Origin of the sequence: Vibrio furnissii CIP 102972 (assembly GCF_000176175.1) — a bacterium.
Taxonomy (GTDB): Bacteria; Pseudomonadota; Gammaproteobacteria; order Enterobacterales; family Vibrionaceae; genus Vibrio; species Vibrio furnissii.
Genome location: NZ_ACZP01000014.1, coordinates 812365 through 828552 on the forward strand (window position 1 = coordinate 812365; position 16188 = coordinate 828552).

Below are 16188 nucleotides of genomic sequence, written 5' to 3' on the forward strand. Positions count from 1 at the left end.
ACTCGATTACATGGGGCCAACCGGCAGGCCGGTGAGCATGTAGAGCAAGAAACACGCGCCCCATACGCCAAACAGCACCAGTGCATACGGCACCATCATTGCCAGAAACGTACCGAATTTGACCTCAGGGTTGTACTTGGCGATGAGCGCCAACACCATCGGAATGTATGGGTTGGTTGGCGAGATGATGTTGGTGGTGGAATCGGCGATGCGATAGCCCATTTGTGTCACTTGCGGGTCGACGCCGAGCAACATAAACAACGGAATGAACACCGGCGCCATAATCGCCCACTGCGCCGAGCCGCTGAAGACAATCATATTCATCAGGCCTGCCAGCACCATAAATACGGCCATCATTGCCAGTTTGGGCATTTCAACCGACGATAACCATTCTGCGCCATTGACCGCAATGAAGATGGCCAAATTCGACCATTTAAACCACGCGATAAACTGCGCAATCACAAATACCAGCACAATGTATCCGCCGACCCCTTTCAGCGCTTTGGCCATCAACTCCGGCACGTCACTCGCTTGTTTGATGGTGCCCGCTTTCACGCCATACACCACTGCGTTCATGATGAAAAACGCCATGATGATCGGAATGATGCCGCTCAAAAATGGTGAAGGCACCAAGCCGCCCTCAGCATTACGCAGCGGAGAATCACTGGGCCACAGGAGGGCAAACAATGCGGTGATGAACAGCAGCGATGCCAACCCCGACCATTTCAATGCGGTTTTTTGCTGCGCCGTGATGGTGAAAGATTGTTGGGTGGTGGCTTCGTGCGCCACCATTTTGTGGGCAAAACGCGGCTCGATGTATTTGTCGGTCAACAGCGTGCCCGTCACGACCAGAATCGGTACCGAGATCAGCATGAAATACCAGTTTGCCGCTGGGCTCACTTCCACGTAGGCCACAATGTTGGAGGCTTCGGTGGTGATGCCTGATAGCAGCACGTCCGTGCCGGCAATAAACACGTTGGCGGTAAAGCCAGCCGCGACGGCCACGAAACCGGCCGCAATACCAACAATTGGGTTGCGGTTGGTGGCGGCGAAAATCAGGCCAGCCAACGGCGGCACCAGAATAAACGCCGCATCAGAGGCGAGGTTGCCGATGATGCCGGTGATGAAAATCGAGGCGGTCACGTACTGGCGCGGGGCGTTGAGCAGCGATTGTTTGATCGCGCTGTCGGCCAAGCCCACTTCTTGCAGTAACCCGACAGCGAGCATCATGCACAGCACCAGTCCCAGCGGTTTGAACGAGACGAAGTTGTTGACGGTGGATTTGAGGATGTATACCAGCCCTTCGCCACTGAGCAGGTTTTTGACGTGCACCAGCTCGCCGGTGGCGGGATGGGTGACGCCACCGCCGCCTATCGACAGCAGCCAAGAGAGCGCCATCACGCCCAAGCACAGGAAAATAAACAGGTAAAACGGGTGGGGCACTTTATCCCCGAATCGCTCAATGCGATCGATCATCGACGCGCGTGGCGCCGCTTTTTGTGAAAGTACGGTCGACATTGCTAGGACACTCCTTGTGTAACGAGGGGAGTCACTTCCCCTCATGCGGTGTTAGTGTTTTTCAATTAAATGGATGAAATAGGCAGCCCCAATGGGAAGTAAATTGTCATTAAAATCATAGGCTTTATTATGCAGGCCCACGCCGCAGGTGCCGTTCTCGCCCGCTCCGTTACCCAGAAAGCCGTAGCAGCCGGGTACTTGGTTGAGGAAGAAGGCGAAATCTTCGCTGGTTAGCTTGGCCTCACAGCTCGGGTTCACGTGCGCGGCGCCGACAGTTTTCTGCGCCGCCACAATGGCTTGCGCTGTTTCTTCGGCGGTGTTGACGGTTGGTGGATGTGAGATGGGGCCGAGTTTGAATTCAGCACGCATACCATGCGCTTTGGCGCTGTGTTCCACTAGTTGGGCGAGGCGTGCCACCAAACTGTCGCGCGTCGTTTGATTGAGCGTACGGAAGGTGCCGCTCATGTGCGCCTGATCAGCAATCGCGTTGGTGGTTTCGCCGCAGTGCAGTTGCGTGACGGACACCACCAGCGGATCAAACGGGTCGTAGCTGCGGCTCACCATACCTTGAATGCCCTGATAAATATGGGTGGCGACCAGCAGCGGATCTTGCGTGAGGTGCGGCAATCCTGCATGGCCGCTTTGGCCGTTGATGGTGACAAACAGGCGATCCGAGCTGGCCATGATGGGGCCGGTTTTAAACGCAAAATGCCCCGCGGGTATGCCCGGCATGTTGTGCAGCGCGTAACAGGCATCAATTGGGTAGCGCTGGAGCAGGCCATCGCCAATCATGGTTTCAGCGCCGCCGCGCCCCTCTTCCGCCGGTTGGAAAATCAGCACCACTCGGCCGCTGAACTGGCGCGAATCCGCCAGATAACGTGCTGCCAGCAACAGCATCGTGGTGTGACCGTCGTGGCCGCAGGCGTGCATTTTGCCGTCGTGGCACGACCGATGCGCGAAGGTGTTCTCTTCGTGAATCGGCAGGGCATCCATGTCGGCTCGCAGGCCAATCGACGGGCCATCGCCCAGCGCGCCGTTAATCACACCGACCACGCCGGTTTTACCGAAATCCGTGCACACCTCATCCACGCCGTAGCGGTGTAGCTCTGCGGCTACCAACGCCTGCGTGTGGTTCTCTTCGAAGCCCAGCTCCGGGTGTTGGTGAATGGCGTGACGAATGCGAATGGCATCTGGAATCCAAGGTGTTAAAACATCAATCGTGTTCATACTGCTCCCCTTTGTTTGGGTTAGATTTAACACGATTGAAACATTTCAAACAAACCCGATTACTACTCAAACTATTAGCCATGCTAATAGTTGATGCATGAGGCGGTGAAGTGATAGCGATTGGACGCGATATAGATTGGAAGTGATGCAGGTGTGAATTACGAAAGGGCGCGCGGAAAGAGACAACCGGGCTGAAGGCCCGGTTGTGGTGGTGTCAGGATTCGTCCCGGTTATCGTGTGGACGGCGACGTTGCTCGGCTTTGGCTTTCCAATGTTCTTGCTGATCGTACGCTTCGTCACATAAATCGATGGTAAAGCCCATGTCGCGCACCTCTTTTAAGGTGAGGTTGTCGGCAATGTGGGTCACCTGACCAGATTGATTGCGCAGTTCCATGATGCCTCCTTTGGCTGGGTCTGAGCGTTGGGATGTCCAACAACAGGGTAAGTATAGGCAAAGTGGGACGGGTTATGGCGCAACAAAAAAGGGCAAGCATGCGCTTGCCCTTGAGGGGGTTGTTCTCGCACAAGCGTGCGAGGCGGGCGTTTATTGGCCCAGCGTGTGCGCAGCTAGAATCGCGGCATACACGTTGTCGGCGGTGACCGGGAATGGCATGTTGTGAATAGTTTCGCCTTCTGCGGTAGAGGCTTCCGCCACGTCACGCAGTTTGGCGTGATTAATCTCTTTCACGCCCATGTCAAACAGGTTGGTGGGTAGACCGACCGAGCGGCAGAACGCCAAAACGGTGTTGATTTCGGCCATATCGGCATTTTCCAGCACCAATTGCACCAAGGTACCGAACGCCACTTTTTCGCCGTGGTACAGGTGGTGACACTCTTCAAGTTTAGTCAGGCCGTTGTGAATGGCGTGCGCGCCCGCTAGGCCACTACTTTCAAAGCCGATGCCGCTTAAGTAGGTGTTGGCTTCAATGATGTTTTCCAGTGCTTTGGTGCTGACACCATTTTCAACCGCCGCTTTCGCTTTCAAGCCGTCTTCAAGCAAGGTTTCGTAACACAGTTTTGCCAGCGCTTGCGCTGAGCGAGTGGCCAAACCGCCAGCCATGGTGGCTTTGCCTGAGGTCATGTTGGCGCGGGCTTCAAAGTAAGTGGACAGCGCATCGCCCATGCCGGAAACCAACAAGCGCACAGGCGCTTTGGCAATCACGGAGGTGTCCATGATCACCATGTCTGGGTTTTTCGGGAACATCAGGTATTCCGCGAATTCACCTTCTGGCGTGTAAATCACGGCCAAGGCCGAGGTAGGGGCGTCGGTTGATGCGATGGTCGGTACCACAACCACCGGAATTTTGGTGTAGAACGCGACTGATTTGGCGGTGTCGAGAGTTTTACCGCCGCCGACACCCACAATCACATCGTGTTTTTGTGTCGCACACAGATCGGTAATGCGTTCAATTTCAACGCGGCAGCATTCGCCGTGAAAAATGTTCATGCTTAGCGGTAGTTTTTCGCTCGCAAAGCTCTCTTTCACGGTATCACCCACCAAGTTCATCACGAACTCATCAGCAATGACCAAGGGGTGTTCGCCGAGTGTTTTGACATAACTCGCGATAGCGCTAAGAACTTGTTCACCTTGCACGTATTTACTTGGGCTAATAATAATTTTATCCATGATTTCAAACCTTTATTTTTATTTGTGGTTGTTTTTTTGCTTCAGCGCGGTGCGTTGAAACCATGGGTTCATCTTAGAGTCGAGTGCGGAGCCGAGAGAAGCGATCGCGCTGTTTGTCGGTGGCTTTTATGATCGGGGTGACAAACTGACGGTTGGAACGGACGCGGTTTCCGGCGCTTTATGCCCGCGATCACCTTTCCCGTAGATTTTGGTTTTTTCGTTCCATTATGAAACGTAAAAACCAAAAATTTTGTTCCAAATCGAAACGTAAATACTTTTGTTGAGGCTTGGATTTCTGCTCTTAAGATGAATCTACCCCTACATAAAAACTTGAAACTTGAATGAGAGCAGAATGATGAAAAAGCTAATCAATAACGTAGAAGACGTCGTCCTTCAGCAAATGGAAGGGCTGGCTCTGTCTCGTCCTCAACTGAAAGTCAATTATGAACCCCGCTACATGTGGCATGAAGAAACGCCAGGACACGTGGCATTGGTGTCCGGTGGTGGCTGTGGTCACGAACCGCTGCACGCGGGCTTCATCGGTAAAGGCATGTTGACCGGGGCTTGTCCGGGTGAAGTATTTACCTCGCCCACGCCGGATCAAATGTACGAATGTGGCAATCAAGTCAACACCGGTGAAGGCGTGCTGTTTATCATCAAAAACTACACAGGTGATGTGCTGAACTTTGAAACGGCGGTGGAGCTGCTGCACACCGATGGCATCAAAGTTGGTTCCGTGTTGGTGGATGACGACGTGGCCGTGAAAGACAGTTTGTACACCGCGGGTCGTCGTGGTGTGGCGGGCACTGTGCTGGTGGAAAAACTGGTGGGTGCGGCTGCGGCCAAAGGGTACTCGCTGGAGCAGTGTGAAACCTTGGCGCGCCGCGTGAACAACCATTGTCGCTCGTTTGGTGTGGCATTGAACGCGTGTGTGGTGCCTGCTGCGGGTAAACCGTCGTTTGTTTTGGCCGATGGCGAAGTGGAATTTGGCGTGGGCATTCACGGCGAACCGGGCATTAAACGCATTCAATACACCACGGCAGATGCGCTGGTGGATGAGATGTTTGCCGAATTGGTGGAGAACACCCCATATAGCCGCACGCTGCGGATCTGGAACCGCGCGGAAAGCGATTGGGATGAAGTGGAATCCACCATCGAATCCTTTGCCGCCGATCACGACTACATCGCGCTGGTGAACGGCATGGGCGGCACGCCGATTTCAGAGCTGTATGGCGTGTATCGCCGTTTGGCGCACAACTGCGATCAAGCAGGTTTCCGCATTGTGCGTAACCTCGTGGGCAACTTCTGTACCTCGCTCGACATGCAGGGCGTCTCAATCACCTTGCTCAAAGCCGATGCTGAAATGCTGGCGCTGTTTGATGCGCCGGTCGATACCGCCGCGATGAAATGGTAAGGGAGACACATCATGCACATTGAGAAAAAACACATTCTGAGCTGGCTGGAGCTGTGCGCGAAAACCTATCAGGAAAACCAAGAATTTTTGACCGATCTCGACCGCGATATCGGTGATGCGGACCACGGCCTCAACATGAACCGTGGCTTTAAGAAAGTGGCGGAAACCTTGCCGAAAGTGGCAGAGCAAAACATTGCGACCATTTTGAAAAACACCGGCATGACTTTGCTGTCGAGTGTGGGCGGTGCCAGTGGCCCGCTCTACGGCACGCTGTTTATTCGCATGTCGGCGGCCGTGGGCACCCGCGAACAACTGACGTTTGAAGAGCTGATTGATGCGCTCAAAAGCGGCGTTGATGGCGTGGTGTCGCGCGGCAAAGCGGAGCTGGGTGATAAAACCATGTGCGACGTTTGGCTGCCGGTGCTGCAAAGCATCAAAGCGTCATTGGCGCAGGGCCAAAGCCCGGATCACCTGCTGAGCGAGATGGTGGAATTGGCAGAACACAACGCCGTCGCCACGATTGAAATGCAGGCCAAAAAAGGCCGCGCCAGCTATTTGGGTGAACGCAGTGTGGGTCACCAAGATCCCGGTGCAACATCTTCACTTCTGATGATCAAAGCATTGCAACAGGCAATTGCGGGGAACTAAGCAGGGTATTGATATGGTGGGAATTGTAGTTGTATCTCATAGTCGACGTCTTGCAGAAGGGGTGGCCGAACTGGCCACCCAGATGACACAAGGCAAAGTCAATTTGGCGATTGCGGCAGGCATCGACGATCCGGAAAACCCAATTGGCACGGACGCGATTGCCGTGATGGGCGCCATTGAACAGATGTGCGATGCACAGGGCGTGGTGGTCTTGATGGATCTCGGTAGCGCGCTGCTCAGCACTGAAATGGCGCTGGAACTGCTCGATGAATCGATTCGCGACAAAGTCACCTTGGTTGCCGCACCGATTGTGGAAGGCACCATGGCAGCCTCCGTCGCGGCGGCGGCAGGGTTGCCCATGGCGACGGTGGTTGAAGAAGCACGTCAGGCCTTGAGCGTCAAACAAGCGCACTTGGGCGAAAGCGTGTCGACAGCGGCAGAAGCCGAAGCTGCCACGCCGAACGCAGCGCTGGCGAACGACGCGCAGACGTTTGAATGGCACGTGAAAAACCCCCATGGTTTACATGCCCGTCCGGCGGCGGCGATCGTCGGCGCATTGGCTGATGTAGACGGCGATGTGTGGCTGCAAAAAGGCGATCAGCGCGTGAGCGCTCGCAGCCTCAACAGCATTGCCAAATTAGGTGTGCGCTGCGATGACGACATCACCTTTGTGGCCACAGGCGCGCAAGCGGCCAACGCGGTTGAGCGTTTTCGCCAACTGGCGCAAACCCACTTTGGTGAAGCCGATGCCGTGGCGCGTGGCGTAACGACAGACGTTCAACCTGAGGCGTCAACCACGCTAGATGCCCCCGCGGTGGCGGGCGCGGTGAGCGGATTGAGCGTGAATGAAGGCATTGTTTCGGCCCCCGCGGTGCTGTTTACGCACTCGATGCCCGCCGTGCCTGAACGTGACGCCCGTGATGCGGCGTCTGAAATTGAGCATGTGAAGCGCGCCATCGACACGGTTGCGGCGCATTTGGATATGCAGGCCAAACGCCCACATGGCGATATTTTTGCGGCCCACAGCATGATGCTGCGTGACCCCGAATTGTGGCAAACGGTTCAAGCGCGCATTCAAGCGGGCGCGATTGCCGAACGCGCATGGGCCGACGCGCTGCAAGCATTGGCAGACGATTTCCGCGCGGCCGATAGCCAATACATGCGTGAACGTGAAGCCGACGTGCAGGACATTGCGCGTCAGGTGATGATGGAAATGACCGGCGAGCCTGCGGCTGCAGTGGCAATTGAACAGCCGAGCATTCTGCTGGCGCGTGATTTAATGCCATCAGATGTGGCGGGGTTAGATACGGCCAAAGTGCTGGGGATTTGTTTGAGTGAAGGCGGCAAAACCTCACACAGCGCCATTTTGGCGCGCGCAATGGGCATTCCGGCGCTGGTTAAAGCGCGTGGCTGCTTAGAGCAGGTCACCCCAGGTCAAATGGTGACATTGGATGGGTTTGCTGGCTTGCTGTGGTTTGCGCCCTCTGCGGCGGTGAGCGCGCAATTAGCGGCGCAGCGTGATGCGTGGCAAACCGAGCAACATCAGGCCAAACAGCGCGCGCTGCAACATGCGTCCACCACCGATGGCATTTCTGTCAGTGTGCTGGCCAATATCGGCGGCCCGGACGATGTGCGTAAAGCGCTCGACAGCGGCGCCGAAGGCGTGGGGCTGTTTCGCACCGAATTTCTGTTCCAACGCAGCGATAGTTTGCCAACCGAGCAGGAGCAGTTTGACGTGTACTGTGACATCGCAGCCGCATTGGGCGACCAACCGCTGACGATTCGTAGCTTAGATGTCGGCGGCGACAAACCGTTAGCCGCATTTCCTATGCCAAGCGAAGACAACCCATTTTTGGGTGTGCGCGGCGTGCGTTTATGCCTGAAACACCCTGAGCTGCTCGTGACGCAGTTACGTGCCATCCTGCGCGCTCACCAGCAGCATCGTAACATTCAGTTGATGATTCCGATGGTTGCGCGGGTTGACGAAGTGCGCCAAGTGAAAGCGCTGCTCCAACGCGAAGCCGATGAACTGGGTTTGGATGCCAGCACGCTACCCGTAGGCATCATGATTGAAGTGCCGGCGGCGGTGTTGAATGCGGATGCGTTGGCGGCGGAAGTGGATTTCTTCTCCATCGGCACCAACGATTTAACCCAGTATGTGATGGCGGCAGATCGCGGCAATACCGAGCTGACCGACCTCATCAACTACTTTGACCCTGCGGTCTTGCGTGCGATTGAAATGACCTGCGCCGCTGGCGGAAAAGCAGGCATACCGGTGAGTATGTGCGGAGAAATGGCGGGCGATCCGAAAGCGACGCAGCAACTGCTCAACATTGGGCTGCGTAAATTCAGCGCCAGTGCAAGCCTGTTGCCCGCCCTCAAAGCGCAGATTCGTCAAACGGCGGTGATGAAATAACGCGACCTGAACGCGATCACAACAACCCCGGCTGGTCACCGGGGTTTTGTTTTTTGTGCGTGTGGTGTTTTGATGACGGCTGCTAACTGCTAACTGCTGAGCTTGAGTTGCTCGGTCAATTCGAACTTATTGATTTTGCGCCACAAGGTCGTGCGGCCGATTTTGAGCGCCCTGGCCATTTCATTCAACTTGCCGTCGCACAAGGTCCACGCCTGAATGATCGCTTTTTTCTCCACCTCTTCCAACGACAGCACCGGCTGATTGTCGGTGGACTGGTTGAGGTTAAATTTGATGTCTTCGGGAATATCGCTCAGGCGAATCAGGTTGGCGCTGCGGTTGAGCAGCATGCGTTCGGTGCGGTTGCGCAGTTCGGAGTTATTACCCGGCCAGCGGAAACTCATCAATGCATCCATCGCCAATTTTTCCACCGAAATCGTCACGTTGTGGCGACGTTCGTAATGGTTGACGATTTGCTGCACCAGAAATTCGATGTCTTCTTTACGCGTTCTCAGGGGGGGAATGCGCAGTTCATTGGCTGAAATTTCGTAATACAGTTGGCGGCCAAATGAGCGCTGTGTGACGTATTCGCTGATCTCTGAGGCGGTGCTGGTGATGAGCTGAAAGTCGACTGGAATCAAGCGCAGGCTATCGCTGCGGCTGACTAAGCCGGTTTTCAGCAGTTTCAGCAGCACCGATTGCAGATCCGGCGACAAGTATTCCACCTTCTCCAAAAACAGCGTGCCACCGTGGGCCAACTCGAATTTGGACGGCATGCCTTGGCCTTCGTCGTAGCCCAAGGTTTCACGAATTTGCTGCTCACTGGTGAGCGAGCGGCAGTTGAGGGTGATGAACGGCCCCTCTTTGTAGTCGCTCTCGTTGTGAATCGCCATCGCCAGTGTGGCTTTACCCACCCCTTCTTCGCCGGTGATGAGGATGGGCGATTTGGATTTGGTGGCGCGTTTGGCCACGGTGATCAGGTGCTTCATTTTACGCGACACCACCGGCAAAGAGCTGAATGTGTAGCGCGCCTGGCCGCCAATTTGTTGCTGCGCCAATTCGCGGATTTTGTCGATCGGGTGCAAAAACAGCAGGCTGGATCCGTCGTTGAGTGGGCGTAGGGTGATGATTGCTTCGACAAACTCGCCGTGCACTTCCAGCGTGGTGAGTTTGCGGTTGATCTGCGCGCCTGCTTCAATGCTGCTGACGATATTGGGCGCAAAACGCAGCACGGAAAACAGCTCTTTATCCAGCACTTTGGCCATGTCGAGATTGAGCAGCCGCTCAGCCTGATTGTTGGCCATGGTGATGTGTTGCTCTTCATCCCAAGCGATGAGGCCATCGTCCATGCTCTCGAGCGTCGCGTTGTGCGCGCAGGTCAACCGGTTGGTGTTCTCTTGTTCCGATTGAATGTGAATTTGCAGACTCACTTCTTTGGCGCACGAGGCGATGATAACCAAGTTCTCTTTGCGATAGGCATCGGCTTTTTTGAACAGACACGCGGTGCCGCGCAGCTTGCCGAATTGATCGAAAATCGGCGCGGCGGCAGACGCGTAAGCGTGCAGATGGCGGTTGAAGTGCTCGGCGGCAAACACATCGCACGCGACGTGGGTGTGGACGCACAAATTGGTGGCGTTGGTGCCGATTTTCCCTTCCGACAAAAAGCAGCCTTGTTTGATGCCGAGGGCGTCCATCTCTTCTTTGAGTTGCGAATGGCCCACCAACGAAAGAATGCAGCCGTTGTCATCGGTGACCATCAACAGCAGGGTGTCGTCGTCGAGCATGTCGTAGGTATCTTCCAACACCGTGGTGGCGCATTGGATCAGGCGTTCGTTGCGCCGCATCAGAGAAGCGAAGGTGTAGCCCGAGGCTAAGTGCGGTTTAGACCAAGTGTAGGGGCTGCACTGCTTGATGCAGCGCTCCCAAGATTCGAGAACGTGTGAGCGGGCAAATTCCGGCGAAACCCAATGATGTTTCTGAAAGAAATCCCATTTGGTTTTGTTGTCTTCGATAGAAAGCATTCAATACCACGGCAATCGGTGCAAGGTATGGCATACGGCGATTGGCAAGCTGCAAACGCGTGGCCAACAGGAAATGGGGTTCATACTAAAGGGCTTTGAGCGGGGAGACTGTGACCGTGTTCACGCGATCTTGGGGGGAATGTCCCACAGGCGATGCGTGCTGCATCGCCTGATGAAGATTAGCGCAGATTGGCGCTCACTTGCGCGCTCACTTTGGCGCACACCGCTTCTGCCAGTTGGTGGCTGGCGAGGTTGCGGGCGATGACCTCTTGGCTCAGTTGGCCGCGTTGCACCACGTTCAACCAATCGTCGATCATGTCGGCAAAGCCTTTGCTGGTCAGCATCGGTGTCCAGTCTTTGAGGGCCAGCGTGGTGGTTTGATTGGCGTGCCAGCGTTTGCCTTCGACAAATGAGTCAAACTCATAGGCGTCATTGATGAACTGCGCGCTGATGCGCTCACCGGTTTTGCCAAATTGGCGATTCATCGACGCGTGCAGCACTGTGTCACCGTGCTGCCATTGCACGTCGATGCGCGCCAGTTGGTTGCCTGCCATCTGGTGCGTGACATACACGTCATTCAAATCGGCTTTGGCAAACAGGTTGACGCTGTCGAGCGGGTGAATGAAGTCGTCAAACAAAAAGGTGCGAATCTCGCCGGTTAAATCGTAACGGTGCTTTTCCCAACGCAGGCCGCGTAGATCCGCACGTTCTCCGCGTTGCATGCCCTGAAGGTGCGTGTTGAACAGGGGAATGTGGCGGCGGTTAAAACCGACATACAGCGGTTGCTGATGCTGTTCAGCCAGCTCATATAGCTGTTCGCAGGCAGCAGCGCTGTCGGCGAGTGGCTTGTCCACAAAGGTCGGAATCCCGCGGCTGAGAAAGAAGCGTGCGATCTCAGGATGCACGGCTGTTGCGGCGTGAATCATCACCGCATCGGGTTGAAAACCGAGCAGGTCGCGATAGTCGCTGCAGGTGGCTTGAATCCGATATTGGCTGGCCAGTGAAGCCAATGCACTGGCGCTGCGGGTACAGAAGATAAGCTCGACGCCGGGGCGCTGTGTGATGACCGGAAGGTAAGCCTTTTGCGCGATGTCGCCCAGGCCGATGATGCCGATTTTCATGAAACAATCTCAATGGAGGAACATGCCCAAAGGCTAACACGCGGCGAAGAATTTGGTCGAAGAAATACGAGAAAATGGGAAGGCGATCCTTGCCCTGTGATCCAATGCGTTAGAAGGGGCTTTCTCGGTTGAGTTCATTGCAGATTTCAATGATGGCAAGAGAAAGACCCGATTTGATGATTTGCTGCTGGCGTTGCAGTTGCAAATGGTAGAACTCAAGATCGATGTCGTCATCGGGTTCATCCAGCGGGCTGAATTGCACCATGCCCATTTTTTGGACGAGGTTGAGGGTTTGAATCGGGGCGATGATTTTGGGATCCGTAAACGAATATTCCGCCCCATCGCTGTTAAGCTGATTGCGCAGTTTGATGATGCTTTCGATGTCGTGGTAAACGGCATCGGGCAGCACCCCTAAACCGTACAACAGTTTGAGACGCACGGACAAATTGCCCAACGGACCGGTGTCTTGCAACAACGGACCGACCACCGATTGAACCGCAAAGTTGTCTTTACGGAAAATGCGTTGCATCAGCGCATCAATGGCGTCATTGAAGACTTCGACGGTTGCAATGAAGAAACCACGGACCGATGGTGCATCGTTCAGTCGTTCTAGAATCTCGGTTTCGTTAATTTTTTCTGCCATATACTGATCTAAGTGTTTTCTTGGGATGGAGGGCGAGTTGCCCTCCAATCGTTCGGCACCGTTAGAGTTGGTTGTAAAGCGACGCAATGGTCTGCACTTCTGCGCTGTGTTCATCCAGACCGGTGTAGTGGGCCACTGTTTGAGTGACGCCGTGCTGGCTGAGCGACGTTTGCAGTTCGACAGCTTGTGGATCGCTGTCATTGGTGTATTTCAATGCGGCGGCGATGCCTTTCAAAAGTGTTTTATTTTCAGTGCCATACTCGATTGTACCCAGTAATGGCTTCACTAATCTATCATTTGGACCCAATTTACGAATTGGCTGACGGCCGACGCGATCCACTTCATCCACCAAGTACGGGTTGGCAAAGCGGCCGAGAATCTTGTCGATGTAGGCGTTGTGCATGTCACGATCGAAGCCGTAACGGCGGATCAGCACCTCACCACTCTCCTGCATGGCCTGTTTCACTTGCGTGCGAATGGTTGGATCTTCAATCGCTTCGCGAATGGTGCGATGGCCACTCAAACAACCCAAATACGCGGTGATGCAGTGACCGGTGTTGAGGGTGAACAGTTTACGCTCGACAAACGCCATCAGGTTATCGGTTTTTTCCATGCCGGCGATGGTTGGAATCTCGCCTTTGAACTGTTGCTCATCGACAATCCATTCGCTAAAGCTTTCCACGGTCACTTCCAGTGGGTCGTCGTTGGCCGCTTCTGCCGGTGGCACAATGCGGTCGACGGCTGAATCGACAAAGCCAATCAGCGCGTCAGCTTTGGCGTGCAACGCTGTATCGAGGTGTTTGTAGACTTCACCTTTCAGGTGTGTGGTGCCGCGAACCATGTTCTCGCACGCGATGATATTGAGGGGCGCTTCATTGCCGACCTCAAAGCGTTTGGCGATGCCTTGGGCGATGGTTTTGGCGATGATGTCGAGCACGTTCGGGCCCACGGCGGTGGTGACCAAATCGGTGTTGACGATGCGGTCGATGACGTCTTCGCTGGCAGAGTTCACGGCGGTGACGTGCGTGACGGTGTCGATTTGGCATTCAGTGCCGACCACTTTCACTTTGTACTCTTGTTTGTGGCTGAGCTGGTCGACGAGCGGGGCGTTCACGTCGGCGAACGTGACGGCCACGTCGGCGTCTGCGAGAAGTTTACCAATGAAGCCACGACCGATGTTGCCTGCGCCAAAATGTACTGCGTTTTTCATAATACTTACCTACCAATGTCTAAAATGTGACGAACGAATTGAGGGTGAGGCCAACCGCATAGGGGGTGACAGCTGACCTCATGTTTGCTCAGGAGCAAATGACTTGGGCGTGATTAAGCGGCTTGCTCGCGACCCAGGATGGTGAGGATTTCCTCGATATCCGTGGTGCTGGTTAGCGTTTCAATCGCGTCCGGCTCATCGAGCGCGTTCGTGATGGTAGTGATGACTTGAATATGTTCATCGTTCTTGGCGGCAATGCCGATCACCAGTTTGGCGACGTCATCGTGGTCATCGGTAAATTGGATGCCAGATGGGTATTGGCAGATCACAATGCCGGTTTTCTTCACGCGGTCTTTCGCTTCCACGGTGCCGTGGGGGACAGCGATGGACTCGCCAAGGTAGGTGGACACCAACGCTTCACGTTCAAACATGGCGTCGACGTATTCGGGTTCGGCGTAACCCAGTTCAACCAACTTGTTCCCAGCAAAGCGAATCGCTTCTTCTTTGTTGGCGGCTTTCAAGCCCAAGTGAATGTTTTCTCGTTGGATTTGGAAAACCGAAGGTTGCTGTGGTTCAAAACTGTCGTCGTTCGCGGCGAGGACAGACACTTTAACCATCTGCTCGTCGTTGGCTGCCGCCGGTTTTTGCGCGGCCAGCAGTTGGGTGACCAGTTGGTTGTACATCTGGCTGTCAAGGAAGTTAGTCAGTGAGATGTGGTGTGCGTTTGGCGCGTGCTTACGTGCACGATCCGTCAAATCTTTATGAGTAATCACGATATCTGCACTCTCGGTTAAGCTGTTAATGGCGAGGTTGGTCACATGAATCTTGAGACCGGCGTCCTGTACTTTCTTGCGCAGCATGCTGGCACCCATGGCGCTTGAGCCCATGCCTGCATCACAGGCAACAATGATGCTTTGTACAGTCGCAAGGTCGATGTCACCCTTGTTCTCGCTGTTCACGGCTGCGCCATGGTTCGAGCTCGATTGTTTCGAGGCAGATTTCATCTCTTTCATTTGTGAAGTGGCTTTGTCGAGCGCGGCTTCATCGCCTTCTTCTTCGGTCGACGTTTGGGTTTTCATCAGCAGTGATGCCACAGCAAACGACACGCCTGCCGCAGAGGCGATAGACGCCAGTACGCCGACAATGGATGCTTTTTGTGTCATCAGCAACACGGCGAAGATTGAACCCGGAGACGCGGGTGACACAATGCCTGCATTGAACATGGTCAGCACGAAGACGCCGGTCATCCCGCCGGCAATCGCTGCCAGAATCAGACGTGGGTTCATCAGGATGTATGGGAAGTAAATCTCATGGATACCGCCGAAGAAGTGGATGATGGATGCCCCCCCCGCGGTTTGGCGCGCTGTGCCTTTACCAAAGACCATGTAGGCCAGCAGAATACCCAAACCCGGACCTGGGTTCGCTTCAATCAAGAAGAAAATAGACTGACCGGTTTCTGAGGCTTGTTGAATGCCCAGTGGCGAGAAAATGCCGTGGTTGATCGCATTATTCAGGAACAGGATTTTCGCAGGTTCAACAAAGATAGAAGTGAGTGGCAGAAGGTGTGCTGACACAAGGAAGTTAACGCCAGCCGCTAAGGTGCCAGACAGGACTTTCACAAACGGGCCGATGAGGTAGAACGACAGAATCGCCAGCAGCATACCAATGATGCCCGCCGAGAAGTTGTTGACCAACATCTCAAACCCGCTTTTGACTTTGCCATCGATGTAGTGATCGAATTTCTTGATCGCCCAACCACCCAACGGACCGACCATCATGGCGCCCATGAACATTGGAATGTCGGTACCGACAATCACGCCCATGGTGGTAATTGCACCCACCACCGCGCCGCGGTCGCCGCCAACTAATTTACCCCCGGTGTAACCGATGAGCAGTGGCAACAAGTAAGTGATCATAGGACCAACCATTGACGCTAGCGTTTCATTCGGTAGCCATCCAGTTGGAATAAACAGTGCTGTGATAAAGCCCCACGCGATAAACGCGCCAATGTTTGGCATTACCATGTTTGACAGAAAGCGACCAAAATTTTGTATCTTGATCTTGGCATCTGGTGATATCATAACAATTCCCCGTTCGATGTTCTGATGAATATTGTTGTCGTAAACGGTTCGTCAAAACCGTGATTTGATTGCTTAGTACCCAATCAATTTACCACACATTTTCTCATTGGAACTGACAACGGGTTTTTTGTGATCCGCGCAACGTAATCCTCGCTCATCAAACTATTTTTCTGTGATCTACCTCCTCTCTTGACCATGTAATTTTGCTACAAAAGCCAATGTTTTTATTTTGCAATTACTTTGTAATGTTTAACATCACAAAAAT

General features: G+C 54.3%; 12 protein-coding genes. 3 read left to right on the top strand and 9 right to left on the bottom strand.

Features of this window, described 5'->3' with window-relative positions; genetic code table 11:
* Nucleotides 1–6: 6 nt before the first annotated feature.
* The 4 genes from VFA_RS13870 to VFA_RS13885 form a co-directional block, all read right to left on the bottom strand.
* The gene (locus VFA_RS13870; protein ID WP_004727476.1) at nucleotides 7–1518 is read right to left on the bottom strand and encodes an AbgT family transporter; all 1512 of its coding nucleotides are present in this window, start codon (nucleotides 1516–1518) and stop codon (nucleotides 7–9) included.
* 51 nt (nucleotides 1519–1569) lie between these two features.
* On the bottom strand, nucleotides 1570–2745 hold the full coding sequence (locus VFA_RS13875) for a M20 aminoacylase family protein (RefSeq protein ID WP_004727477.1): 1176 nt from the start codon (nucleotides 2743–2745) through the stop codon (nucleotides 1570–1572).
* A 214-nt stretch (nucleotides 2746–2959) separates the two neighbouring features.
* Nucleotides 2960–3139 (bottom strand): hypothetical protein, encoded by a 180-nt coding sequence (locus VFA_RS13880; protein WP_004727478.1) that lies wholly within the window; start codon nucleotides 3137–3139, stop codon nucleotides 2960–2962.
* 150 nt (nucleotides 3140–3289) lie between these two features.
* Entirely contained in the window at nucleotides 3290–4372 is a 1083-nt protein-coding gene (locus VFA_RS13885; protein WP_004727479.1) for a glycerol dehydrogenase, read from the bottom strand.
* 355 nt (nucleotides 4373–4727) lie between these two features.
* Between VFA_RS13885 and dhaK the strand changes: the two genes are divergently transcribed.
* From dhaK to ptsP, 3 genes are read left to right on the top strand one after another with little or no spacing between them, the layout of a single operon-like run.
* Nucleotides 4728–5786, top strand: a complete 1059-nt coding sequence (dhaK, locus tag VFA_RS13890; protein ID WP_038152285.1) for a dihydroxyacetone kinase subunit DhaK — start codon at nucleotides 4728–4730, stop codon at nucleotides 5784–5786.
* A gap of 12 nt (nucleotides 5787–5798) precedes the next feature.
* On the top strand, nucleotides 5799–6434 hold the full coding sequence (gene dhaL / locus VFA_RS13895; RefSeq protein WP_004727481.1) for a dihydroxyacetone kinase subunit DhaL: 636 nt from the start codon (nucleotides 5799–5801) through the stop codon (nucleotides 6432–6434).
* A gap of 13 nt (nucleotides 6435–6447) precedes the next feature.
* Nucleotides 6448–8850, top strand: a complete 2403-nt coding sequence (ptsP, locus tag VFA_RS13900) for a phosphoenolpyruvate--protein phosphotransferase (RefSeq protein WP_038151824.1) — start codon at nucleotides 6448–6450, stop codon at nucleotides 8848–8850.
* Nucleotides 8851–8939: 89 nt separating this feature from the next.
* Here ptsP and dhaR read toward each other — a convergent pair whose 3' ends face one another.
* The 5 genes from dhaR to VFA_RS13925 form a co-directional block, all read right to left on the bottom strand.
* A complete protein-coding gene (gene dhaR, locus VFA_RS13905) occupies nucleotides 8940–10868 on the bottom strand; it encodes a dihydroxyacetone kinase operon transcriptional regulator DhaR (protein ID WP_004727483.1) in 1929 nt (642 codons plus the stop codon).
* Between the two features lie 179 nt (nucleotides 10869–11047).
* Nucleotides 11048–11989, bottom strand: a complete 942-nt coding sequence (locus VFA_RS13910) for a Gfo/Idh/MocA family protein (protein WP_004727484.1) — start codon at nucleotides 11987–11989, stop codon at nucleotides 11048–11050.
* Between the two features lie 109 nt (nucleotides 11990–12098).
* Entirely contained in the window at nucleotides 12099–12632 is a 534-nt protein-coding gene (locus VFA_RS13915; RefSeq protein WP_004727485.1) for an MltR family transcriptional regulator, read from the bottom strand.
* A gap of 61 nt (nucleotides 12633–12693) precedes the next feature.
* On the bottom strand, nucleotides 12694–13842 hold the full coding sequence (locus tag VFA_RS13920; RefSeq protein ID WP_004727486.1) for a mannitol-1-phosphate 5-dehydrogenase: 1149 nt from the start codon (nucleotides 13840–13842) through the stop codon (nucleotides 12694–12696).
* 113 nt (nucleotides 13843–13955) lie between these two features.
* A complete protein-coding gene (locus VFA_RS13925; RefSeq protein WP_004727487.1) occupies nucleotides 13956–15923 on the bottom strand; it encodes a PTS mannitol transporter subunit IICBA in 1968 nt (655 codons plus the stop codon).
* Between the last annotated feature and the right edge of the window lie 265 nt (nucleotides 15924–16188).

Bases quoted from the DNA above. Each gene is read 5' to 3' on its own strand.
- VFA_RS13920 (WP_004727486.1), bottom strand. From the start codon at position 13,842: ATGAAAAACGCAGTACATTTTGGCGCAGGCAACATCGGTCGTGGCTTC.
- VFA_RS13910 (WP_004727484.1), bottom strand. From the start codon at position 11,989: ATGAAAATCGGCATCATCGGCCTGGGCGACATCGCGCAAAAGGCTTAC.
- VFA_RS13870 (WP_004727476.1), bottom strand. From the start codon at position 1,518: ATGTCGACCGTACTTTCACAAAAAGCGGCGCCACGCGCGTCGATGATC.
- ptsP (WP_038151824.1), top strand. From the start codon at position 6,448: ATGGTGGGAATTGTAGTTGTATCTCATAGTCGACGTCTTGCAGAAGGG.
- VFA_RS13880 (WP_004727478.1), bottom strand. From the start codon at position 3,139: ATGGAACTGCGCAATCAATCTGGTCAGGTGACCCACATTGCCGACAAC.
- VFA_RS13915 (WP_004727485.1), bottom strand. From the start codon at position 12,632: ATGGCAGAAAAAATTAACGAAACCGAGATTCTAGAACGACTGAACGAT.
- dhaK (WP_038152285.1), top strand. From the start codon at position 4,728: ATGAAAAAGCTAATCAATAACGTAGAAGACGTCGTCCTTCAGCAAATG.
- VFA_RS13925 (WP_004727487.1), bottom strand. From the start codon at position 15,923: ATGATATCACCAGATGCCAAGATCAAGATACAAAATTTTGGTCGCTTT.
- dhaR (WP_004727483.1), bottom strand. From the start codon at position 10,868: ATGCTTTCTATCGAAGACAACAAAACCAAATGGGATTTCTTTCAGAAA.
- VFA_RS13885 (WP_004727479.1), bottom strand. From the start codon at position 4,372: ATGGATAAAATTATTATTAGCCCAAGTAAATACGTGCAAGGTGAACAA.
- VFA_RS13875 (WP_004727477.1), bottom strand. From the start codon at position 2,745: ATGAACACGATTGATGTTTTAACACCTTGGATTCCAGATGCCATTCGC.
- dhaL (WP_004727481.1), top strand. From the start codon at position 5,799: ATGCACATTGAGAAAAAACACATTCTGAGCTGGCTGGAGCTGTGCGCG.